At 48.0% G+C, this 23208-nt stretch carries 21 protein-coding genes and 1 riboswitch; of the genes, 6 read left to right on the top strand and 15 right to left on the bottom strand.

Annotated elements, in window-relative coordinates:
- The first annotated feature begins 126 nt into the window (after positions 1 to 126).
- The 3 genes from CIK89_RS09180 to CIK89_RS13940 all read left to right on the top strand — a co-directional run bounded on the left by CIK89_RS09180 (position 127) and on the right by CIK89_RS13940 (position 3216).
- On the top strand, positions 127 to 1452 hold the full coding sequence (locus CIK89_RS09180; protein ID WP_371593394.1) for a nucleoside hydrolase-like domain-containing protein: 1326 nt from the start codon (positions 127 to 129) through the stop codon (positions 1450 to 1452).
- A gap of 44 nt (positions 1453 to 1496) precedes the next feature.
- Positions 1497 to 2996 carry a glycoside hydrolase family 43 protein gene (locus CIK89_RS09175; RefSeq protein WP_254046659.1) on the top strand — a complete coding sequence of 500 codons (1500 nt, stop codon included), beginning with the start codon at positions 1497 to 1499 and terminating at the stop codon, positions 2994 to 2996.
- A 97-nt stretch (positions 2997 to 3093) separates the two neighbouring features.
- A complete protein-coding gene (locus tag CIK89_RS13940) occupies positions 3094 to 3216 on the top strand; it encodes a hypothetical protein (protein ID WP_256387825.1) in 123 nt (40 codons plus the stop codon).
- 960 nt (positions 3217 to 4176) lie between these two features.
- Here CIK89_RS13940 and CIK89_RS09170 read toward each other — a convergent pair.
- Together CIK89_RS09170 and CIK89_RS09165 are read right to left on the bottom strand one after the other, a co-directional pair.
- Positions 4177 to 5325, bottom strand: a complete 1149-nt coding sequence (locus tag CIK89_RS09170) for a Fic family protein (protein ID WP_094391078.1) — start codon at positions 5323 to 5325, stop codon at positions 4177 to 4179.
- Positions 5318 to 5500: a hypothetical protein gene (locus CIK89_RS09165; RefSeq protein ID WP_094391077.1), complete on the bottom strand. Its 183-nt coding sequence runs from the start codon at positions 5498 to 5500 to the stop codon at positions 5318 to 5320. The genes CIK89_RS09170 and CIK89_RS09165 overlap by 8 nt, the downstream gene beginning before the upstream one ends.
- 434 nt (positions 5501 to 5934) lie before the next feature.
- Here CIK89_RS09165 and CIK89_RS09160 point away from each other — a divergent pair, with 434 nt between their 5' ends.
- On the top strand, positions 5935 to 6303 hold the full coding sequence (locus tag CIK89_RS09160) for a hypothetical protein (protein ID WP_144007392.1): 369 nt from the start codon (positions 5935 to 5937) through the stop codon (positions 6301 to 6303).
- 288 nt (positions 6304 to 6591) lie between these two features.
- Here the strand turns inward: CIK89_RS09160 and CIK89_RS09155 are convergent, their stop codons facing one another.
- Positions 6592 to 7467 carry a GIY-YIG nuclease family protein gene (locus CIK89_RS09155; protein WP_094391075.1) on the bottom strand — a complete coding sequence of 292 codons (876 nt, stop codon included), beginning with the start codon at positions 7465 to 7467 and terminating at the stop codon, positions 6592 to 6594.
- 381 nt (positions 7468 to 7848) lie between these two features.
- Between CIK89_RS09155 and CIK89_RS09150 the strand changes: the two genes are divergently transcribed.
- On the top strand, positions 7849 to 9027 hold the full coding sequence (locus tag CIK89_RS09150) for an MFS transporter (protein WP_094391074.1): 1179 nt from the start codon (positions 7849 to 7851) through the stop codon (positions 9025 to 9027).
- Positions 9028 to 9078: 51 nt separating this feature from the next.
- On the opposite strand, the gene CIK89_RS09145 is transcribed toward CIK89_RS09150, so the two are convergent.
- The gene (locus CIK89_RS09145) at positions 9079 to 9987 is read right to left on the bottom strand and encodes a cation diffusion facilitator family transporter (protein ID WP_094391084.1); all 909 of its coding nucleotides are present in this window, start codon (positions 9985 to 9987) and stop codon (positions 9079 to 9081) included.
- A gap of 216 nt (positions 9988 to 10203) precedes the next feature.
- Here CIK89_RS09145 and CIK89_RS09140 point away from each other — a divergent pair, with 216 nt between their 5' ends.
- Positions 10204 to 11100 (top strand): DMT family transporter, encoded by an 897-nt coding sequence (locus CIK89_RS09140; RefSeq protein WP_158215006.1) that lies wholly within the window; start codon positions 10204 to 10206, stop codon positions 11098 to 11100.
- A 92-nt stretch (positions 11101 to 11192) separates the two neighbouring features.
- On the opposite strand, the gene CIK89_RS09135 is transcribed toward CIK89_RS09140, so the two are convergent.
- The 11 genes from CIK89_RS09135 to lysA form a co-directional block, all read right to left on the bottom strand.
- The gene (locus CIK89_RS09135) at positions 11193 to 11780 is read right to left on the bottom strand and encodes a thiamine phosphate synthase (RefSeq protein ID WP_094391072.1); all 588 of its coding nucleotides are present in this window, start codon (positions 11778 to 11780) and stop codon (positions 11193 to 11195) included.
- 24 nt (positions 11781 to 11804) lie between these two features.
- Entirely contained in the window at positions 11805 to 12578 is a 774-nt protein-coding gene (locus tag CIK89_RS09130; protein WP_094391071.1) for a sulfide-dependent adenosine diphosphate thiazole synthase, read from the bottom strand.
- Positions 12579 to 12610: 32 nt separating this feature from the next.
- A complete protein-coding gene (gene thiC, locus CIK89_RS09125) occupies positions 12611 to 14194 on the bottom strand; it encodes a phosphomethylpyrimidine synthase ThiC (protein ID WP_094391070.1) in 1584 nt (527 codons plus the stop codon).
- Positions 14195 to 14209: 15 nt separating this feature from the next.
- A complete protein-coding gene (locus tag CIK89_RS09120; RefSeq protein WP_094391069.1) occupies positions 14210 to 14839 on the bottom strand; it encodes a thiamine phosphate synthase in 630 nt (209 codons plus the stop codon).
- Positions 14836 to 15651 (bottom strand): bifunctional hydroxymethylpyrimidine kinase/phosphomethylpyrimidine kinase, encoded by an 816-nt coding sequence (thiD, locus tag CIK89_RS09115; protein WP_094391083.1) that lies wholly within the window; start codon positions 15649 to 15651, stop codon positions 14836 to 14838. The genes CIK89_RS09120 and thiD overlap by 4 nt, the downstream gene beginning before the upstream one ends.
- 94 nt (positions 15652 to 15745) lie before the next feature.
- A riboswitch (TPP riboswitch) is annotated at positions 15746 to 15844 on the bottom strand.
- A gap of 129 nt (positions 15845 to 15973) precedes the next feature.
- Complete coding sequence (locus CIK89_RS09110) at positions 15974 to 17203, bottom strand: M64 family metallopeptidase (RefSeq protein WP_094391068.1); 1230 nt, start codon at positions 17201 to 17203, stop codon at positions 15974 to 15976.
- Positions 17200 to 17550, bottom strand: coding sequence for a 2-amino-4-hydroxy-6-hydroxymethyldihydropteridine diphosphokinase (locus CIK89_RS09105; RefSeq protein WP_094391067.1), 351 nt, complete (start codon positions 17548 to 17550; stop codon positions 17200 to 17202). The genes CIK89_RS09110 and CIK89_RS09105 overlap by 4 nt, the downstream gene beginning before the upstream one ends.
- A gap of 11 nt (positions 17551 to 17561) precedes the next feature.
- Complete coding sequence (locus tag CIK89_RS09100) at positions 17562 to 19556, bottom strand: fructose-1,6-bisphosphatase (RefSeq protein WP_094391066.1); 1995 nt, start codon at positions 19554 to 19556, stop codon at positions 17562 to 17564.
- Positions 19553 to 20656 carry a hypothetical protein gene (locus CIK89_RS09095; protein ID WP_094391065.1) on the bottom strand — a complete coding sequence of 368 codons (1104 nt, stop codon included), beginning with the start codon at positions 20654 to 20656 and terminating at the stop codon, positions 19553 to 19555. The genes CIK89_RS09100 and CIK89_RS09095 overlap by 4 nt, the downstream gene beginning before the upstream one ends.
- A gap of 63 nt (positions 20657 to 20719) precedes the next feature.
- A complete protein-coding gene (locus CIK89_RS09090; protein WP_094391064.1) occupies positions 20720 to 21949 on the bottom strand; it encodes a glycosyltransferase in 1230 nt (409 codons plus the stop codon).
- A gap of 30 nt (positions 21950 to 21979) precedes the next feature.
- A complete protein-coding gene (lysA, locus tag CIK89_RS09085) occupies positions 21980 to 23140 on the bottom strand; it encodes a diaminopimelate decarboxylase (protein ID WP_094391063.1) in 1161 nt (386 codons plus the stop codon).
- Between the last annotated feature and the right edge of the window lie 68 nt (positions 23141 to 23208).

The raw sequence follows: 23208 nt of genomic DNA, 5'->3' as shown, positions 1-23208 counted from the left end.
AGAACAAACTCATACGTTTGGTCACTGCTATGGTCCGAAATCGCCAAATTTTCTCACCAGAATATAAAATATCAGCATAAATTAAAAATAATGGTCAAAATATTTGGATTTTAACATAGAAAGCGGATTGTCGTTCTGACGGATATTGCACCGACAGACATTGAACCCGATGACATGGAATCAATGGTCCGCCTGCTGGTCCATGCTGACCTTTATGAAATAGAGGGACTGATTGCGACAGGAGGATGGAACAACTGCGGGAGAAGTTATCCGGACGAATGGATGGAAAACATGCAGAAAGTAATTAATGCCTACGAGAAGGATCTACCGAATCTAATGAAACGATCCGGACAAAAGGGTTTTCTGCCAGTAGAAAAGGAAGCTGGCAAACAAACGTTGGGCTATTGGCCAAGTGTTGCCTATTTGCGTAGCAGGACTGCATTTGGCAGCAGAGATTTAGGTGTAGCCAAACTTGGAGAGAAGAATCGCTCACAAGGTAGCAAAATGATTATCGACTTAGTTGACGAAAAGGACGACCGTCCCTTATGGGTCTTGGTTTGGGGCGGTGCAAATACACTGGCTCAAGCGATATGGACTGTCAAGCAGGAACGAAGCGAAACGGAAGTTAGAAAGTTTGTGAATAAGTTGTGTGTTTATACAATTACAGACCAAGATGTATGCGGAGGCCCCCCTGTGGATTATGCCTTCAGTTCTCATCAATGGATCCGCAAGACTTGCGGCAAGGATATCCGCTTTTTCTGGGACGACAGCGCCTGGATCGTGCAGAACGCCATAGGAAGCCAGAATTGGAACGAATACGCAACTCATATACAAAATCACGGGAATCTAGGGAAAATATATCCGAAAAACAAATACGGAGTGGAAGGCGACACTCCTTCTTTCCTACATGTAACCCCAAATGGATTAAACGATCCGACCGTATGTAGCCAGACAGGTTGGGGTGGCTATTTCCGATGGGGACTGTCACCAGACAGTCTGACAACATGCTACACAAATGCAGATCCGGCAGTCAAATGCATATCGGAGAAATATGAAAAATACTTCTATCCCGCAATATTCGCCAACTTCGTAGCACGTATGGATTGGGCTGCATACGGCAAAGGAAACCGTAACCCGATAGTCATCGTAAACGGTAAAAAGGGATTGAGTCCGATTATAATTGAACCAAAAACAGAAGAGGAACTCCAGTTAAACGCTTCAGAATCTGCGGACCCGGATAAAGATAAACTGACTTTTCATTGGTGGATAATGCCGGAAGCGGGTACTTACACCTCAACGGTAAGTATCAGAGAGGCAGACAAAGCTAAAGCCTTTCTACCTATCCCCCAAGATGCGGCAGGAAGAGAACTGCATATAATCTGTGAAGTGACAGACAATGGAACTCCTGCACTGACGAGTTACAGAAGGGTCATCATCCGCCCAAAACGATGACACGCCAGTAAACGAACATATTACTATTTTAAACCAATTATACAATGAAAAAGAAAAACATCCAGACCTCCGTTTTATCAATGGTCATTGCTGCATGTTTGATATCTCACCAGCAAAATGCGCAGGCCGGAGAAAATCCGTCCTTGCAAAATGATTCCGTGCCTTATGTAACCATGCCGGACGTTTCCCCTAAACTCACCACAGGAGATGGAAATCCCCTGCTGGATTTTATGTTTACAGCGGATCCAACTGCAGTAGAATATAATGGCAGAATTTATGTGTACGCAACAAACGATCAGCAACAATATGATTCAATAGGCGGTTACGGAAAAAACTCCTACGAATACATCAAATCTCTGGTGATGATGTCTTCCGATGACATGACAAACTGGACCTATCATGGAATTATTAAAACAGACAGCATTGCCCCATGGATAAAAACATCATGGGCACCGTCGATCGCAAAACGTGAGGAAGCGGACGGCAAGACTCACTTCTACCTCTATTTCTCCAATAGCGGTGATGGAACTGCAGTGCTGACATCCACATCCCCCATAGGACCGTGGTCAAGCCCGCTGAATCATAGTTTGGTAGACACAAATACTCCCGGCATAGCAGGAGAATGCAAAGCCGCTTTCGATCCGGGTGTAGTCATCGATGACAAAGGAAGAGGTTGGCTGACAGTAGGCGGAGGATGTGCTCGCATTATGCGTTTGGGAAAAGACATGATTAGTGTGGATGGCCCGATAAAGCCCATCAGGGCTCCCCATCATTTCGAAGCTAACGAATTAAACTACATCAACGGCACATACGTTTATACTTATAACATAGATTGGCAAGATTTTAGCGACTGGCCTCTCCAGACAGAGAAACCAACCACCTGTTGCATGAGTTACATGACTAGCAAAACTCCGCTGGTAACCAAAAGTTGGAAATACCAGCACAACTATATGAAAAACCCTGGAGATTATGGATATGACTACAGCAACAATCATACACATCTAAACAAATTCCGCGGGAAATGGTATGTATTCTATCATACAATGAGTTTGCAACATAGTTTCAATACAACAGCTGGTTATCGTAATGTTTGTGTCGATGAAATACAAGTTGACGAGAATACCGTGAATATCCACATGGGTAATCAGACTCTGAAAGGCGCAAAACAGATACAGCCGATGAATCCGTTCATCATCCAGCAGGCTGAAACCACAGCAGCCACACAAGGTGTCAAGTTCACAAATGGAAAAAGCATCGGGGACATGTATGCCGTTACCGTTCCCAACAAGACTGGCATCATTGCTGTCAGAGGTGTGGCATTCAACAAAGTACCTTCCAGTCTGGAAATTAAGGCATCCGGAAACGGAATCATAGAAGTCCGCCGGGATAGGCCGGACGGAGAAGTCATAGCTTCAATCAAAGTCGGTACCCCGCAAATGAAACTCATAGAATCCCAACTTCAAAAGAATATGACAGGTACAATGGACCTCTGTTTTGTCCTAAAAGGAAACAATATCACATTCGACGAATGGAAGTTCAAATGATACCTTCCAGCAGATGACAAGGAGGGTGCATTGCCCATTATGATGCACCCTCCTTTTTGTTGCCAGGTATTTGTGGGAAATACTAAATTATAGTCTTGTGGAATTAATGGTAATGTCGCTCTCTGTTGGAGAGAACGTCAATCGCTGGGGGAGAGAACGCCAATCGCCTGTCACGATAACGCCAATCGCCAGTCACGAGAACGTCAATCGCCAGTCGTGAGAACGCCATGCGCTAAAACACAGCATTTAGTACCAATTTCACATCTCATGTCGTGTTCTGAGCAGTTACTCGGATTTTTTATGATCCACGGAATATCCAACACCTTTATAAACTGTTGTTTCTCATCTAAAAGGTGTGCTTTTTGATGGGATTTTGTCTCTATAATATTAAAAAATCTAAATTATTAGTTAAATAAAATTAAAATCCAGACTAAAGGGTTGACAACGGGGGGTGTGATATTGTATCTTTGCACGCGAACCCAAGGTTGATTTCCAAAACAAGGATGAGGCCTTTGCAATAAACCACAAGTCTTATCAATTAAAAATTCGTAATTATGTTTACAAATGCAACTCTAAGCACCTCAAACTGGTTACAACATAAGGACCATGGTTCTTCGATTTACACCCGACCAGTTCTCGATAGCTTCTCGTTCGGTTCTCGTTGGGTTCTCGTTAGGTCCTCGTTCGTCTCTCGTTCGTCTCTCGTTGCTTATTCGTTAGTCTATCGAAGACCGAACGAGGACCGAACGAGGAACAAGCGAAAAACGAACGAAAGAGCAACGAATGTCGGTCGAGAAAATAGCGAGAAACTATCGAAAATTCGACGAGAAACTGCTCAACTTGATGGGAAAGGCAGCTTTCTGGCTCCTAACGTTAAGCCAAATGAGCAGAACTGAATTACTTTTGTACTTACAGGACTTAGGCTAAATAATCCGCACCCCCAGGGTATTACTCTATGCTATGAAAATTTTGCCCCATTCGGGGCGTTAGTAACCTATCAAGCAATGGCGGGGGTTAGAATGTCATGGAAACAGGTCAATGATATCCATTTCAAGCGTTACAATATAACAGTTTCCTAAACCGCATCAGGCTGCCACTCCAAAAGGAGTTCTTGGACAAGCCAAGCATCCTCGGAGTTCCTCGGCTGATCGTCTTCGGGGAGCAAGCTCTGGCAGATTTTTCACATTGATTTGACACACTCATCATACACCGCTAGCCCTTTCACGGTCAGAAGATATCTCTGGCGAGGATGACGGGGCGAGTTCGGAAATTTCATTTTTACCAAGCCTTCAGTAATGGCTGGTGTAAGAGAATATTCAAGGAAATTGGGACGATTCTTCAAACCGACCGCCTCCATCATTTCCTTTACGCTCTTTTCATATGTGCCAATCGCAACAACTAACCGTTTTATATTTTCAGATAACGTAGATGCCGTTTCGTCAAAACTTGTATGGGTGCTTGTACGGGTACTTGTATGGGTGTCGCCAACATCTGCATATCCAATCAGCATATAACGGTTCTTCAGCTCATGATGTTCGCCCAACATCAAATTACGGAAGAACCTGATGAGGAATGACTTGTTGGGCTCTATACCCTTTGACGGATTGCGATAGTTCGCACGAACAAGGGCATTGCGGAAATACCAAGAGTTGTCGGCAAACAAATCGTTGTCTACCTTGAAACCGATAGAGCGCAGATATTTGATGACAAACACAGCCGTTGTTCGTGTGTTGCCCTCACGAAACGGATGGTTCTGCCATAGCAAGGTGACGAAATCTACAATGTGACTGATAATTTCATCCGTTGACAGTCCTTTATAACTAAAGTCCTTTTCTTGCTGAATATCATATCGCAACGCCATCATAATGTCGGCAGCACGGCCATACACAACGCTATCGCCTTGCAGTACCCATTCCTTTTTGCTGATGTCATAAGGTCGCACCTCACCTGCATGTTTGAATATACCCTCAAACAAGTGCCTATGGATATTCAAAAACTCTAATACTGTGAACGAAAAAGACTGCTCACTCAGTAACTTGGCTATATTGGCAGCCACACGGTCGGCCTCTTCCTTTTCGGCATCGTCCTCATCATGCGTAGTTTTGTTGACATAATACGACTTCAACTGTTCACGAACATCGTCGATAGTAATATCGCCCTCAATATGCCTAACAGCCGTCTCTTTCAGATAGTCAGACACCTTCAGACCATCAACATCTTGCAGACCTATAGCCGTGCGCCATGCCGAAGCCCTTTCGCGCTTATGTGGCTCTGCCACACGCTCGTAGGCTTCGAAATCAAGGTATAGTTGTTTGTTTTTATCAGTCATTATTGCCAACCTTTATGTTTCCAATCTTACACACAAAAGGAATGTACCTGTCACTGCCTTTCCTCTGTGCTTTCAGTATATCACACTCTCCTAATTCTGCAGGTTCATCAGGATTGTACTCTATGAGCAAATACTGTTTGCCGATTCCGTTTTCTTTCGTGCCATATCCTTTCATGTGTTTCTTGGTCTACAAAGGTAAAAGTAATCTTGGATAATCAAGAAAGATTACGGAAATAATTATCCATGTTATTGCGTTTTACATCTATTTTTAAACAAAATAGCACCAATTCAAGGCTCTACAATCAAAATCCAACTACTTTCTGCTCGATTTTCAAAAATCAGTAGAACAGAGATTGTACCAAAAACAGGAAAGAAGTGGTATTTTTGAACGCATGAGAGGTCAATATGGTAATGAGCGCAACTTGTTGACTGGTTATGACAAGAAGATATTTGAGGAAGAATATCCTAAAGACCGTGTGATTATGGAATGCTCAGATATTGCAACCAGAGTTGGAAGCTCACATACAACGAGCTGTAGGTAGAGCAAAGAAACACTTGATGCAAAATCAGAAAAGATCATGGGCACGTAGTGTGGCTTGTTGGAACGATATGAAGGATAGCTTAGAGGATGCCATAAAAATTGGTGGCAACCTTCTTGCGTCGGAAGGAAATATTGTGGAGTCTTGTGATGATGAAGAACAGGAGATTGTCAATCGTGCTAATAAAATAGAAGCGCATTTATGGTTTGATGTCTATCGATGGGCAATAGAAAATGATAGGTTTAGTGCGCGTGAACGCAAGTTTGTTTCTAATATATACATTTCTGTGCATCGAGGAAAGAAGTTTAGAAAAGTAAATCAAGCAGAAGGTGCATTGGGCTTAATGGAAAAGACGAAAAGACTCGGCTTTGACAAATGGCTTGATATAATGAATAAAGAAAAGGCAGAACTGGAAAATAAAGAACAATCAAAAAAATAAGCACAATCTAAATATTGAAAAGCGACATAAGCCATAAGAACAAGTTCATAGAAAATGGGGTGATTCCAAGTCACCCCATTTTCTTTATAATGTTCTAATAAACTCAGATTTATTTCCTTTTACATGCAAGCTGGAAATGCTGCGATATTTACAATAGAAGAGCCTGCTGTATCTAATTGCCAGCATCAAACATACCGACTCCGATTGAAATAGCTTCGTTTTCATCATCTGCATTCACAGTTATGGTAACGAAGTCTGCGTCTGTTGTTATTTCTGCTTGGTAGAGGTTCATAACTTTATCTCCTTTATATAATCTGCAACAGCTTTTTGCCATGCAATAGTGAATGATTCACTGTTCTGATAGGCATAGAATGTGATAGACTCTCTACCTGTCAGGTTTTTTGACTCTATCTCATACACTTTTGTTTCTCCATTATAAGAGCATTCTACTCTTAAAATATCAAAGGTTGAACTATTGTTAAACTTACATCTGAAATTGTTGGTTTCTCTGTTAAAGTTGACGTTTCTACGGATAATTTTTACCATTTTTCCTCCATTTATAGGATAACAAGATTGTGTAGGTATTGTTTTTTTTATTGTTGTTTTCATAGAAGAAGTGAAGTGTTCTGCAGATCCAATAACAGGTCTGCATCTCAACTTACTTAACAAAGCTCTGAACTCTTTATTCACCATGTTGGTGTTTTTTTCAAGGTTTAGAGGCGGGTTTTGCTCTTCGGTAAGTTTTTCTTCCCACGGTTCCGGGGCAGCATTTTTAACAAAGGCAAGTAACAGGTTGCTCATCATCCATTCAGTCAACTTTTCTTCGTCAGCCGGTTTGAATTTTTTATGTTTAAAATCACCCTCTTTTCGTGGTATTAAATCATATCCGATAAGGCTACCTATCGATTTTCTTAGGGTTGAACGACTTGCGTTATTGCCTACAAAGTGAGTGCGGTAGACCCTCTGTCTGAGATTCTCACTTGCAATACCGGTATAGATTGCTTGATAAGTATTACCATCTAAAGTGACTTCGGGTATTTTGGGCTCAATGTCTACTTTAGGTAATTGACTTCCTTTGCGTAAAAGGAAAACGTAATTACCAGCTACATTTGGAAGCGTATTGCTGTCCATTGTCATAGGATCGAAAAGTTTGAAATTTGCCATATTCTTAATGTTTTTTGCAAAAGTAGTTATTTGTTAAGAATGCACCAAAATTTTTAGGATATTTCTAATAAAATAGGTAGCCTAACCCATTGCCTTTCAAAGAGTGACATATAAGCGTACCCCCATAAGTGACATGTGAATGTACCCCATGAGTGACATATAAACGTACCCCCATAAGTGACATATTGTTGCCCCCTAATAGGTGACATATAATTGCTCCCATAAGTGATATTTAGGCTATAAGAAAGAGAACAAATACTGTGGTTGAATTGTCTTTCTGAAGAACGATATTTTTTTGATTATATGTTTTTATTTCGTAATTTTGCAATCACGTACAATCCACATGGATAAATTAATAAGATAATTGGCATAAGAATAGAAATGAAACAACTGAAAGAGAATGAAGGTATAGCGCGCAGCCTGTTGATCACAATGGTTGTTGTTGCGGGACTTACTGTGGCTAATTGCTACTACAACCAGCCTCTGCTGGAGATGATACGTCACGATATTGGGGTGAGCCAACATGAGGCAAACCTCATAACCGTTGTCACGCAGATAGGCTATGCGCTTGGCTTGTGTTTCCTAATTCCTATGGGCGACCTCTACTCGCGCCGACGCATCATTGTTGTGAATATGACGGTGGCTGCCGTGATGGCGGTCGTCATTGCTGTTGCCCATCGGGTATGGATGATATGGGGGGCGTCTCTGCTATTGGGCGCCTGCTCTGTCATTCCGCAGTTTTTCATACCTATAGCAGGACAATATTCTAAGAAGGAGAACAAAAGTAGGAATATGGGGGGCGTTCTGTCGGGACTGCTGACGGGTATTCTTGCTTCGAGGGTGGTTAGCGGTTACGTCGGCGAATGGCTTGGCTGGCGCGAGATGTATGTCATCGCAGCTCTGGTGATGGTGCTGTGTATGGTGCTTACGCTCAAGATTATGCCGCAGATAAAAAGCAACTATGTGGGCTCATACAGGGGATTGATGGTTAGCGTGTTTGATATGGTTAAGAGCAACGGGCGCATACGGCTTTATGCCGTACGTGCCGCTTTCAGTTTTGGCAGTATGATGGCTATTTGGTCGTGTCTTGCCTTCCGGTTGGCTGAAGCGCCGTTCTTCTCTGGTAGCGAGATGGTTGGAACATTGGGATTGTGTGGTATCGCTGGTGCCATAGCGGCAAGCGGTGTGGGCAAGCTCGTGAACCAATGGGGCATAAGAAAGATGAGTGTTTATGGGGCTTGCCTGCAACTGGTGGCGTGGGGTACGGCCTATCTGTTTGGTGATACTTTTATGGGACTTGTGGTGGCTATCATCTTGGTGGATATTGGTTTGCAATGTCTGCAGCTAAGCAATCAAAGTGGTTGCATTCAGGAGGTGCCTCATGCTTCAAACAGGGCCAATACCATCTTCATGACTACCTATTTTATCGGTGGTTCTCTTGGCACCTATTGTGCCGGATTGGCTTGGATGCGTGAGGGATGGATGGGTGTGTGCACGGTTGGAGTCGTCTTGGCTGTAATTTCGCTCTGCATAACATGTTTTAATGGAAGGAGAATTTAAATCCTGGAGGATCTTTAACGAAAATCATAAATCATAGATCATAGATCAGAACTAATCTTTTGTTGGTTCAATATGCAGCATAATGTGGGTGTCGGCACCAAACTCAGCTCGGATGGCCCGTTCGATGGAGGAGGCATGCTGATGGGCATCGGAGAGCTTGAGGTCGCTTGGTAAACGAAGATGCATTTCGATGGCGATATTATTGCCTATACGACGCGTGTAGAGTTGGTGGATGTCGCTTGCCAACGGATCACGATAGACGATGTCGCAAATCTTTTGTTCTACGGATTCAGGAAGACTTTCTTCTAAGAGTTCTCCTGATGCCTGACGCAAAATGCGAAAGGCGGCATAGAAGATCATGAAGCTCACTACAACAGCGGCAATGGGGTCTAGGACTGCCCATTGCTGACCAAGCATGATGGCTCCTCCAATACCTATGGCTGTGCCGATTGACGAAAGGGCATCGCTACGATGGTGCCAGGCATTGGCTTCAAGGGCTTGTGATTTGACTGCACGTGCAGTTTGGCGCGTCAGGCGGAATACGATTTCTTTGGCAACAATACTGACGATGGCAGCAAAGAATGCTAACACTCCTGGGACTTCTAACTGTTTGCCGTGGATGGCGTCAATGATCTTCATGATGCCGTTCCATGCCAGCAGGATGGCTACAAGCATCAACGCCATTCCTACTATCGACGAGGCAATGGTTTCGTACTTTCCATGTCCATAGTCGTGGTCTTTGTCGGCAGGTTTGCTACTTAGCCTGACCATGACTATCACTACGATATCGGTAAGGAAATCGCTTAACGAGTGTACGGCATCGGCTATCATGGCTGCGGAATGGCAGAAAATGCCTGCTGCAAATTTTGCCAATAGCAATACCATATTGACCACGCTGCCCATGAGGGTTACTTGATAGATTCGGCGTTCGCGAGAATCTTTTTTTGTTTTGCTTGCCATTTTTCTTTTATCGTTTGGTTGACCGTCAATCACGGGCTGCAAAAATACTATTTTTTTCTTAGACAGCCAAGCCTTCTGCCTATTACTTTTTGATGTATTTTACAATGGTTAGGGTATGGCCTGAATCAGTCATGAAGGTTTAATGGAAATTTGATGCAGAATATTTTGTGTTTCAAAAAAAATCATGTACTTTTGCAGCTCTTTTGTACAAAGCATATGAATAGTCAGTTACGCGGTGTGGTTAATGGTATCATTTCTGGTGTATCGTTTGGAATGATACCTTTGTTTTCAATTCCTGTTATTGCTGCAGGAATGGATAATGTTAGCATCCTGGTATATCGTTTTCTGTTTGGTTCGGCAGCCATGCTTGCCATTCTCCTGTTGCGTAAGACGAATATGCGTGTGAGTCTGTCAGAACTGCTGCGTATCGTGTTGCTTGCCTTCTTCTATATTACCACAGCCCTCGCAACACTTGAATGTTACAAGTATCTGTCGTCGGGTATTGCAACGGCTTTGGTTTATACCGACCCCATCTGGTGTGCACTCATCGGACTGGCATTTCTCGGTGATAAGTTCTCCATCAAACTCACCTCTAGTATTTTGTTAGCCTCTCTGGGTGTGATGATGATGACTGGTGTGTTTTCTGGAGATGGCACCTTCTCGATGATTGGTCTCCTATTGGGATTGGCGTCTGGACTGGCGTATGGTATCTATCTCATCCTTGTGCCTCGATTGAAAGTGAAGCACATCGCGAGTCTAAAACTCACCTTTTATGTGTTTTTCACGGGTATGTGGCTACTGATTGCCTATAGTCTGATGACCAACGGTGGGGTGGAAGAAGTTCCTGACAGCAGTTGCTGGCTTGACCTGGCGCTCTTAGGTTTGATTCCTACGGCAATAAGTAATATCTGCGTGACTGTTTCGCTGAAACTCATCGACAGTACGATCGTGGCTATTCTTGGTGCTTTTGAACCGCTGACTGCCATGGTGGTTGGTGTTGTGATACTGGGTGAACCCTTGGGATTTATTGGTGTTGTCGGTGGGATGCTGATTCTCGTTGCCGTTGCTATTCTGACTATCAACCCACAGAAACTCAAGTTCATACGAAAGTAATGTGTTACACGGATTTTTAATATCTCACACGGATTACGGATTTTTTTCTTAACAAAAACCTCGAAAGTACCAACATGAAAATCTGTGAGACATTAGATCTCTTGCGAGATCTGTTGCAGATAGGCGGTGAAGGAGGGGAGAGTGGTGCGCTGCCAGATGTCGCCTAAGAATGCGGCACCACCGAAATGGTGGGACTTGAGGTATGGGAGATGGCGGGCGGTGACTCCACCTAAGGCTACTACCTGATGGTCGATGATGCCAGAATGGGCGGCTTGCCGCAGGACGGACTCCTGGAATGCGGCATGGTAACCGGTCTTGGAAATGCTGTTGAAGATGGGACTGAGAAATACGTAGTCGCACTGGGTCTTGCGCTCTGCTACCTCTGCAAGACTGTGGCACGAAGCGGAAAGGCTGCCGTGGAAGGCAGCGGGGGGCTGGGGATTGCGACGGTTGAGGTGAATGCCGTGGAGGGGAAACTCTTCGACAAGGTGGAAATGGTCGTGGAGCACGATGCGACCAAGCCACTGAGTAGGAACGGTGGCAAGAAACTGTCTGACGGCGTCTGCCGAGGCGGTGGGCTTGCGCACATGGAGCAGGTCGATACCGCTGCGGAAGAGGGTGTCGATGGTAGAAACCTCTCCCGGCAGAAAGTCGGGAGAGGTGATGACAATCCATTTCATAGGTTGCAGGATGAAGATGGATGGTTATTTCTTGAGTTTCTCGATGATCTGGTCGGCAACGCGCTTTCCTGACATCAGCATGCCACCGAAAATGGGCCCCATGCGAGGAGTGCCTGCCACTGCAGACGATGCCATGCCGCAGACGTAGAGGCCGGGGTAGATCTCACGGGTGCCTTCTACGACCATGCGCTCGCCTTCTATTACGTCGAGGGAACGCTCGCCGATAACACCGCCGGTGGCTGTGTCGAGGCTGATGCCGTTTTTGCGGGCAACGACCTTACACATCTCGCTGTCGTGACCTGTGCCGTCGATAACGCATTTCGCCATGATATTTAGCGGGTCAACATGGAGGCCTTCACGGAGTACTGGAGTCCAGTTGACCACAACACCACTGACAACATTGTTTTTGAAGATGACGTCTTCTACCGAATAGCAGTTGAAGATGGTGGCACCGGCATGAACGGCGTGGTAGAGCAGGGCAGATGTGCTCTCTACGGAGTCGATGGTGTAGAGTCCGTCTTCAAAGGCCTGATAGTTGATGTCGAAGTCCTTGACGATGTGCATGGCTTCTTCCTGAATGACAATCTGGTTGAACATCATTGCGCCTCCCCACATGCCGCCACCAGGAGACAACTTGCGGTCGAACTGGGCTACACGGAGACCTGCCTTGGCGAGGTAATAGGCGGCGACGATGCCTGAGGGGCCTCCGCCCACAATGGCTACGTCGAGATTCAGATTACGTTGGAGTTTGTCGAAATAGGTACTGATGATACCTTTTGATACTTGTGTTTCAATCATTGTTTGTTGTTGTTTATTGGGTTATAGATTTGTTACTTTTCTTCTTCGCAGCTCTTTAGGGAATGGCTGATGCGTGCTGCGCAGAAATTAGGGCCACACATGGTGCAGTAGTTGGCATCGACGGAATTGCTTGCCTTGTAGTATTCCAGGGCGCGTTCGGGATCTAACGAGAGGTTGAACTGGTCTTTCCAACGGAAGTCGTAGCGTGCCTTGCTCAGCGCATTGTCGCGGACGGTGGCACCGGGATGACCCTTGGCAAGGTCGGCAGCATGGGCGGCAATCTTGTAGGTTACAACACCAGTGCGCACATCGTCTTTGTCGGGGAGGGCAAGGTGCTCCTTAGGGGTGACGTAGCAGAGCATGGCGGTGCCGTACCATCCGATCATCGAGGCGCCGATGGCAGAGGTGATGTGGTCGTAGGCGGGGGCAATATCGGTGACGAGCGGACCGAGGGTGTAGAAGGGTGCTCCGTGGCATTTCTCGATTTGGCGCTCCATATTCTCCTTGATCTTATGCATGGGAACATGACCGGGACCTTCGATGAATGCCTGTACGTGTTTGGCCCAAGCACGCTCTACGAGTTCACCCATGGTGTCGAGTTCGGCAAACTGCGCCGCGTCGTTGGCATCGTAGGTAGAACCGGGACGGAGGCCGTCACCAAGGGAGATGGCTACATCGTACTGGGCACAGATGTCGCAGATGTCATCGAAGTGCTCGTAGAGGAAACTCTCTTTCTGGTGTACCTTACACCATTTGGAGATGATACTGCCTCCGCGACTGACAATACCCGTCAGACGGGTGTCGGCAAGATGGATGTTCTTCAGACGGATGCCGCAATGGATGGTGAAATAGTCCACTCCCTGTTCGCACTGCTCGATGAGCGTATCGCGGAAAATCTCCCACGTCAGGTCTTCTGCCTTGCCGTTGACCTTCTCAAAAGCCTGATACATCGGTACGGTACCTACGGGAACGGGGCAGTTGCGCAGAATCCATTCGCGCGTTTCGTGGATGTCTTTTCCCGTGGAAAGGTCCATCAGCGTGTCGCCGCCCCATTTGCAACTCCAAACGGCCTTTTCCACCTCTTCCTCGATGCCCGATGTGGTGGCGGAATTACCGATATTGGTATTGATCTTCACCAGGAAATTGGTACCGATAATCATCGGCTCGCTTTCGGGATGCTTGCGGTTGGCTGGGATTACGGCACGTCCCTCAGCAATCTCCTTGCAGACAAATTCCGGGGTGATGTGGGTGGTAATGCCCAATTCCTCGCAGTTCATGTTCTCGCGTATTGCCACATACTCCATCTCTTGCGTGATGATGCCCTGTTTGGCGAAGTACATCTGTGTCTCTCCCGCCTTGCGACCGTCAATCCACGGTTGACGCAATTTAGGGAGTCCCTGTTTCAGGTCGATAGCCATATCGGGGTCGCTGTACGGTCCGCTGGTGTCATAGACATAGACGGGGGCATTGGCTTCTTCATGGCGCACATCGCCCTTGAAAGTGACGGTGGGGGTGAGGTTTACCTTTCTCATACCCACGCGCAGTTCCGGATAGCGTTTTCCTTGCAGATAGACTTTCTCGGAAGATGGATAATTGATCTTGATTTTTGTTTCCATTTCTTTTATATTGAGTTATTTGGCTATTTCTTTCTCTGTAAGACGGATGAAACGTTGCATCTCTTCCACAGGACTGTCGGCATTGAGGATGGCTCCGCTTACGGCAATACCGCTGACTCCAGTTGCCATGACGTCAGGGATGTCGGAGGACAAAATGCCGCCAATGGCTACGATAGGGATGGTGATGTGGTGGAGCTTCATCTGACTGACAATACGGCGGTAACCGTCTGCACCGAGGATGGGGGACAGTTTTTGTTTGGTGGTGGTGAAGCGGAACGGACCGCAGCCGATGTAGTCGGCTCCATCGCGGTAGAGTCGTTCGACATCGTCGAAGGTGTTGGCGGTGCCGCCGATGACATATCGGCTGCCCAGGAGTTTGCGTGCCTCACTCACGGGCATATCGTTCTTGCCGAGATGTACGCCGTCGGCACCTGCCTCCTGTACCCATTCTGCATGGTCATCGAGGATGAATGTGGCATGATATGTCTTGCAGAGTTGGCCGATGGCTGTGGCTGCCGCCAGGAACGTATCTTTCGGCGCGTCTTTCATGCGGAGCTGGATCCAGCGACATCCGCCTGCCAAGGCGAGGCGTGCTCCTTCTACGTAGTCGTAACGGTCGTTGGTGTGTGTAATAAACTGTATCATTGTATGATTAGCTTTTCTGGGTTAAACAAATGGTTTACTGGGCCGTTGCCCCTTCCTATGCTGACATCCTTGCCGGCTTCTATGGCAGAGGACAGGTAGCACTTGGCCTGTTGTATCGCCTCGGGAAGGGATGAGCCACGGGCGATAAATGAGGCAATGGCGGAGGATAGGGTGCAACCCGTGCCGTGGGTGTTGCGTGTAGTAACGGTGGGATGGGAGAATGACAACGGAGGGGTGTCGGCTTGGTAGAGTACGTCGGTCTTGGCCTGTCCTTCCAGATGTCCGCCCTTGATGAGTACCGCCCTGCAACCGAGTTGCAGAATGTGGCGGGCGGCACGTTCTGTGTCGTCTATGCTGCGGATGGAGGTGTGGGAGAGGACTTCGGCTTCGGGGATGTTGGGAGTCAGCAGGGTGCATAGGGGGAGGAGGCGTTGGCAGAATGCCTCAACCGCATGGGGTTGCATGAGTAGCGCCCCGCTCGTAGAAACCATAACGGGGTCGATCACCAATGTGGCATGGGGATAAGGGGAGAGGGTGTCGGCAATGGCACGGATGATCTCTGCATTATTGACCATTCCCACCTTGATTACATTTGGGGCGATGTCGTCCATGACCGCCTTGATCTGTCCGGCTACGATGTCTGGACGGATGGCTTGCACCGCCTGCACGCCAGTGGTGTTCTGAACGGTGACGGATGTGATGGCGGTAGCGGCATAAATGCCCAAGGCCGACATGGTCTTGAGGTCTGCCTGGATGCCGGCTCCACCGCAACTGTCGGATCCTGCTATGGTCAGTACGCTAATATACCTCATTTTGTTTTCATTTTTCTGAGGTACATCTGCTGACGTACTTTCAAAGACGATACGGAATAGAAACAGCTTCTGGATTTCTGCCTGAACCATCAAGGCGAGAAAAAAGAAGCAATCCCTTCGGCAGCATTACCTGCATCAGGTTCTATGGGTATAATCTCAGCAACACAATCGTGACGCACCCCTTATTTCTTCTTGTAAGTATGATACAAAGGTAGTGAAAAATTACAGATAATGATGATGATGGTCTGTTATTTAAGATTTATTCACACCGACAGCGACCCAATGGGTGTTGGATCGCTGTCGGACGGAAACCAGTTTCGGTTTATTTTTCGGTATAGAACTTGATGAGGCGGGTGAGGGCTTCTTGGCAGACGGGACAGAAGTCGGGGTGCTCGTTGGTGCGCATACGACAATCTTCCTGTCCGCGCCATACGCCATGGGTGAGATAGCCGCCACCCTCTACCAGCGAGGCGCGTCCTTCGTCGATGAGTTTCTGCCATTTGGCAGGATGCGTGGTGTGGGTGGTGAGGTTGGGTTCCCAGGGTTCGGTATCGGCAAAATACATGGGGTCGTCGTCACCGTAGGGATATTCGTCGCCAAGGCCGCCAAAGGAGTGACCGAATTCATGAACCACCACAGGAAGGAACTGTTGGCCACGCGTGTAACAGAGGTTGTAGGAATTGTAGATGCCTCCGCCGCCATAGTGGGCTGTATTCGCCAGGATAATGATATGTTCGTATGGTGTTCCTGCCAACAGGTCGTGAAGGCGTTTGAGGTGCAGGGTGGTCAGGTAGCGTGTGGAATAGAAGGTGTCGAAATGGCTTCCCAGGGCGGTGTCGAGCCAGATGTTCTTACCGGGTTGGCTGACGTCTGTATCATGGGAAGGCGATTGGATGGCGATGATATTGAAACGATCTTGCAGTTGCTTGAATGGTTCGTGGCGAAACAGCGCCTCGGTGGCTGCACGGCAGTCGGCAAGATACTGATCCATCTGTCCGACGGTGTAGCCCTCGGCAACAAAAGCCACATGGATGCATCGGGCGGTGTCGGCGGCAGCATGAATCGTGGTGTAACGACTCTGCTGGTGCTGGCGACGGATGAGGATGTCGGTGGGATTGACACGATGGGTCATCGACGCCATGGTGCGGGCATGATAGTCGCGCAGGGTGACGGTGATCTCTACAGCTTGGCGGGGGTAGGGAACGAGGAATACGTTTTCAAATGACCGACTGGTCTGCCGTGCTTCGGCAGTAGAGAGCCATTCCTGAAAGAGGGTGGAGAAGGAGTGGCGGTAGATGACGGTTCCTGTGGCTGCATCTTTCATGGTGATGTCGCCGTTGCCTTCTAAAGGCAGTTGGTCGAGATGATGACGCCGACCGTACCATCCGGCACTCTTGTGGAGTTGGTCGAGGTAGATATGCTGGCTCTTCTTGTCACCGGCAAAGATGTAGTCGAGGCGCAGGGTGCTGTCGTTGAAGAACTGTTGGAAATCTTGTGCATGCAGACTGATGGCGGTCATGAGCAGAACAAGGAATGAGACGTAACGTTTCATAAGATGTCATTGATTAGTTGTTGGATATAAGGACGAGGCCAGTCGCGAAGGTGCAGCCGCTGTTGGTCGTACTGCATGAGGTCGAGATCGACAGACACCCGACTTCCCTGTCGGCCGCAACGCTGTTCTGTAGCCTTAAGCAACGCGTTGAGGGAGTCGGCAGACAAGTCGGTCGTGCCTTTGATCAAGCGGTTCATATACATGATGCCGCTGCCTTTGATGTCGGTAGTCCATAAGAGGCGACTGCATGTGGTGTCGGTCAGCATAGTCTGCAGCCATTGTGACGCCCACTGGATGTGGGCGGCCTGCCGATGGTTGGAACCGAGCGAGATGATTACTGTTGCCATAGGGTAGGGCACTATTTCTTTTCTTTCACAAAACCATGACGGTAGGCATAGAGCAGCTGTCGGAGGTCGTCAATCTGTGCACGCAGTTCGTCACCCTTGTCGGTATCTGCCACATGCATGCGATGGGTGGAGAGTTCGACCAACTGGGTTGTTGACTTGATGTCGGAACCTTTTCTGATAGCATCGGAAGCACTTGTGAAGGGTTCGTGTTGAACCAACTGGAATCCACGTGAGTGATAGACCAAGGTGTAGCCCGCAATACCTGTCTCGCTATGATACGCCTCGGAGAATCCTCCATCGATGACCATCAGTTTGCCATTGGCTTTGATGGGGTTCTCACCTTTGGAGGCATGGACGGGAACGTGGCCGTTGATGATGTGGCGGTTGGGGCCTGCCACACCGAATGCATCAAGGATGCGGTCGCAGACTTCTTCGGAGTCGCGCAACTGGAAATAGTAGCCTTTCTCCTCTTTATAGGTCTCGCGGTCGGTAAGGAAATAACGCTCAAACGTAGCCATCTTTGACTTGTCAAACAAGGGTGAGTCTTTACCACACCAAAGGTAGAGGAAATAGTCGATGGCGTACTGACGAAGTTCCGGATCTGTATCGCTATTGAATGCAGAACGGATGAGCATGCCCAAGCGTGTCATCAGTTCCATACCGCTGTAATGCTCTCCATGATAGAGTGCAACGCTCTTCAGCGAACCGTCAGCATTGAGCGGACAGGAGGCGTGAAACAGCAGGTTGTGGTTGCTGATATTGTACATGCAACCATGTGACAGGAGCATCTTGACATGCTTGTGGAGCTTCTCGCTGACTTGAAACGAGTGGTGGAGCTTCTCCATCAACTGTGTCTCTTCGGGAGTCAGTTCGAATGTCGGTTGACAGTCGGGACCTGATACGATAGTGGGGAAGAGGCAGGAAGTCATGGGGTAAGCGGTGTCGCCGATGGTGCAGGTGGCGTGAGCATAGTCAATCGCTTCGAGCAGACAACGATCCTGCATTGCCCATTCTGTGCGGCGCTTGAAGATGGTAGCTTCTGTCTTGAACTGTATGACGGTGATGGCCTTGTGCATCAATGCCGTGAGGCGCATGGTCTTTTCATCGAGGTGGGAACCTTTCAGAAGTTTGGGTTTGAACTCTTTGCAGGGATCGTCGCCGTAGGTCTCCATGGCAAAGGTTGCCAATGGTACGAGGTTGATGCCGTAGCCTTCTTCGAGAGTGGCTAAGTTGGCGTAGCGCAACGAAAGGCGCAGCACATTGCAGATACAGGCATCGTTGCCGGCAGCAGCGCCCATCCATAGAATATCGTGGTTGCCCCACTGGATGTCCCAGGAATGGTAATGGCGCATGGTGTCGAGGATGATGTGGGCACCGGGGCCTCGGTCGAAGATGTCGCCCAGGATGTGTAATTGGTCGATGGCGAGTCGCTGGATGACGTGGCAGAGGGCGATGATGAAGTCGTCGGCACGTCCTGTAGAAATAATCGTATCTACAATCACGGTGACGTAGGCAGCCTTGTCGGTATCGTCGGTACGCTCATGAAGCAGTTCTTCGATGATGTAAGAGAAATCGGGAGGCAGCGATTTTCTAACCTTAGAACGTGTGTATTTGCTGCTGACGTCGCGGCAGACAGCCACCAACCGATGGATGGTGATATGGTACCAGTCCTCCAGATCGGATTCAGCGGCTTTGATGAGTTCGATTTTCTGTTCGGGATAATAGATGAGCGTGCACAGTTCTCGCTGTTCTTTGTCGCGGATGTCGCCGGCAAAGAGTTCGCCCACCTTACGCTTGATATTTCCAGATGCGTTTTTCAAAACATGCTGGAAAGCCTCGCTCTCACCGTGTAAGTCGGCAAGGAAGTGTTCTGTGCCCTTGGGGAGATTGAGTATTGCTTCAAGGTTAATGATTTCCGTCGATGCTGCCGCAACAGTAGGGAAACTGTTGGACAGGAGTTGCAAATAGTGCATGTCGCGACGGAGGGTAACGGATTCTTTCGTCATATCTTCAGATGGTTTTTGATTTGTCGTTCTATGTTTCGGGTGACGCGGTCGTTGAGTGGGGGGAATGGCATGAATCCTTCGTCGAAGCCGGTTTCCTCAACCATGACCTGCATCAGGCGTCTGGCGCTTTTCAGCAGCCGGAGTTCTTCTAAACTCTCTGTGAGTTTCTCTTCGTTGCAGTCGTGTTCGCGTAATTCTTTGTCGAGTTCGCATAGGTGAAAGACAGTTAGTTTGTTACGGGATATGAGACGATGCAACAGTCGGAAGGTTTCTATCAGTCGTTTGTTTTCGCTGGTGAAACTCATTCCGATGGTTTCTTCTATTCCCTTTGACGGTTTGTAGTGGTCGGGAAAGAAGGGGTGCGACTTCATTTCGTCGAAGTGAGGGCAATCGCATTGCAGGATACGAAGTCCTCTGTCTATCAGCTGTTCAATTTGCTCCTGCTGTGCATAACAGCGGATCTGGCGCCACCCTTCTTCGTCAAGGTGTGGCGGCGTGTGTGATGCCGGCAGATTAAGCCAGCGGATATCTTGGGTGATTCCAGCCTTGATGGCCAGTCGGAGTGTTGACAAGGTTTCCGGTTGCATCAGTTCGATGGTATTGCTGTCCATGATGCGTCGGTAGATCTGTGTCAGTTGTCGGAGTGTTTCTTCGGCTGTGATGGAACAGGTGATAATGGGGTTGCGCACAATGATGATGCGTTTGTTCCAGTTTAGTTTGCGCAGACACTCTTCTTCCATGGCTCCCTCCACAACGATGGCATATGCCTGACTGATGATGCGGCGTTGGAACAGTAAGGCTTTAGGGAGCTTCTCTTTCCAATACCGCTGGTTGAAAAACCAAGGTTCCAGCTGTCCGTGGGGAGAGACGACCAAGCGAATGGCCTTGGTGCGAGCTTTGGTAAAAAGTCTGGCAGTCGATGTACGCCAGCATCCGTGTATGTGGAGGATGTTGATGTCTGCCATCTGGAGTATTTTCAGCGCCTCCTGGCAGTCTGTGGCGAAGAACATCGCAGTCTCATGTGAAGACACTCTTGACAGCATGGCGATATATTGGGCGGTCATGCTGTCTGTCTTGTCGAAGTAGTGTAGGATATTCATGAGACGTAAACTTGATTTGAAGTTTGAAAATTGTGATAATAGGCTATGTGTGCTTCTCTGAAATTATTTTCGGATAAAATCAAAGCGGTCGGCTCGCCGATGCCGCCACATCAACCATGCGTTTTGCCAGACGGTTCGCACTTCAAGCCATGGTGCCTTCCACCAGGAGATGTGTTCGTCAAACTGTCTGCAGGTGCTGAGGAAGATGGTCAGTCGTGTTACCAATGTCAGCAGAAGGGCTACGGTGGCAGCAACGGTCACGACGAGGTTTGATGCGGATATGGCATAGGCAAGCGCTGCCATGGGAAGCAGCCATCCCAGATGGAGCATCCATTGGTCGGTGTTGCAGAGCAATCGATGTCGTAATCCGCGCTTCATCAGCGTGCGACTCTCTAAATAGTAGAGATGGTCGTAAAGCCACGTCTTGTCAGCAGGGCAACGCTGACAGAGCTGCGCTTGAAAGTCATAGACAAAAGCGGTGCGGTGTGGTGTTGCCATCTCGTTGACAATGAAGTCGTATTCTCCCCGAAGATGAACCAGGTTGTGGAGAAATCCCTTTTGTTGGATAAAGTCTGATTTACGGAACATCAGATTACAGCCGATGTTACGATAGGCAATTCCGTTTTTGATGCGATGCAGTTGGTAACACAGCGTGTTGAGGCGGTCATAGCGCCAATAGGCAGGAGTGTCGGCATCATAACTGGTGTAGCCCATGACCAGGTCTTTGTCGTCGGTTGCGTGTTCCGCCATGGTTGCCAACCAGCGGTTGCCTGTGGGTTTGCAGTCTATGTCGGTTATCAATATCCAATCGCCCTTTGAGGCCTTGACGGCCATGGTAAGCGAGAGTTTCCTGCGGCTGATGTAATGGCTTGATTCGGGAATAAAAGTGGTGTAGAGCCGTGGATATTTAGCTTTTGCACGCGTAAGCACGTCTTGTGTATCATCCGTTGATGATTCATCGACAATGATGACCTCCCATTTTCCCCGGTACTGTTGTTCCAAGAGTTGGGGCAGTCTTTCTTCCAATTCACAGGCATTGTCGTGTACGGCCAGGACAATGGAAACAAACGGTAGTGCGGAGGTTGCCCCTGTTGGGGTATGAACCTCCGTCGTCTCTGTAGAATCACTATTGCAGGTGCTTTCATCGACATCGTTCTCCGAGGCATTCTGTATGTCGTCAGCCATTTTGATACGGGGACGTCTTGCCATGCTGCTGAACCAAGGAGAGATGAGGGCCAACAGCAATAGGAAAACAGATATTGCAATAGAGAAATAGTCGAATGTGATAGTCATAGTCCTTTGATGATGAGAGTGTTATGGTGTTTATAGATCTTCGCTCATGTAGCTTTTCGGCAGTTGGCGGCAATTGTATTGTGAAGCCATGATTTCTCCATAAGCTCCAGCAGACCGGATGGCAATCAAGTCACCACGATGGCATTTGTTGAGGTCTATCTGTTTGGCAAATACGTCGCTTGACTCACAGATTGGTCCTACCACATCGTAGGTGTCGGCAGGTTCGTCGCTCGAAATGTTCTCTATCTTATGATAGGCTTGATAGAGGGCAGGGCGGATGAGGTCTGTCATTCCAGCGTCGATGATGGCAAACTGCTTGACGGCGCCTTGTTTTATATATAAGGTACGCGCGATGAGCGTTCCACATTGTGCGACTACGGCACGACCTAACTCAAAATGTAGGGTTTGTCCTGGACGCAAGCGCAACTTTTTGGCATATACGTTGAAATAATCCTGGAAATTGGGAATGGGGACTCGGTTGGGGTGTTGGTAGTCGATGCCGAGACCTCCGCCCACGTTGACGTTTTCTATCTGGATGTGGTGTTTTTCCAGTAGGTCCTGCAGTTCGTTGATTCTGTTGCAGAGCGCTTCAAAATCGCCCATGTCGAGGATCTGGCTTCCGATGTGGAAATGGAGGCCTACAAATTTCACGTTGTTGAGTTTGGCAGCTTCTTCGATGCTTGCCAGCATGTCGTCCATGGCAATACCGAATTTATTTTCAGCCAGTCCGGTGGTGATATTGGCATGGGTGTGTGCTCCTACGTTAGGATTGATGCGAAGGGCAATGCGAGCCACCTTTCCCTTGGCGGCAGCCAGTTCGTTGATAACCTCTAATTCGGCAATACTCTCCACGTTGAAAGCGAAAATATCTTTGTCGAGTCCGAGGTTGATCTCCCAGTCGCTCTTTCCTACGCCCGCATAGACAATTTTAGAGGCAGGGAATCCTGCTTTGAGAGCTGCTTCTATTTCGCCGCCACTCACGCAGTCGGCTCCCAGTCCAGCCTCTCTGATGATGCGGAGCAGGTATGGGTTTGCATTAGCTTTTACGGCATAGTGTACGCAGAAACCTTCATGTCGCATAGTCTCTTGACAGATGGTCTGAAGAGTCTTGCGCAACAGTTCTGTGTCATAGTAGTAGAAAGGGGTGCGGAGTTGTTGAAATTTATGGGTGGGAAATTGTCCTTTTGTCATTGTGTTGTCTATTTTGCATTTCAGACAATCGGGAGGAGCCTTAGTAGAGAGGTCTCCTCCCTTTGTCG

It is taken from the genome of Prevotella sp. P4-119 (genome assembly GCF_002251345.1).
GTDB lineage: Bacteria > Bacteroidota > Bacteroidia > Bacteroidales > Bacteroidaceae > Prevotella.
Note: the sequence above shows the minus strand (reverse complement) of the source record. Positions and strands in the feature narration are given on the sequence as shown.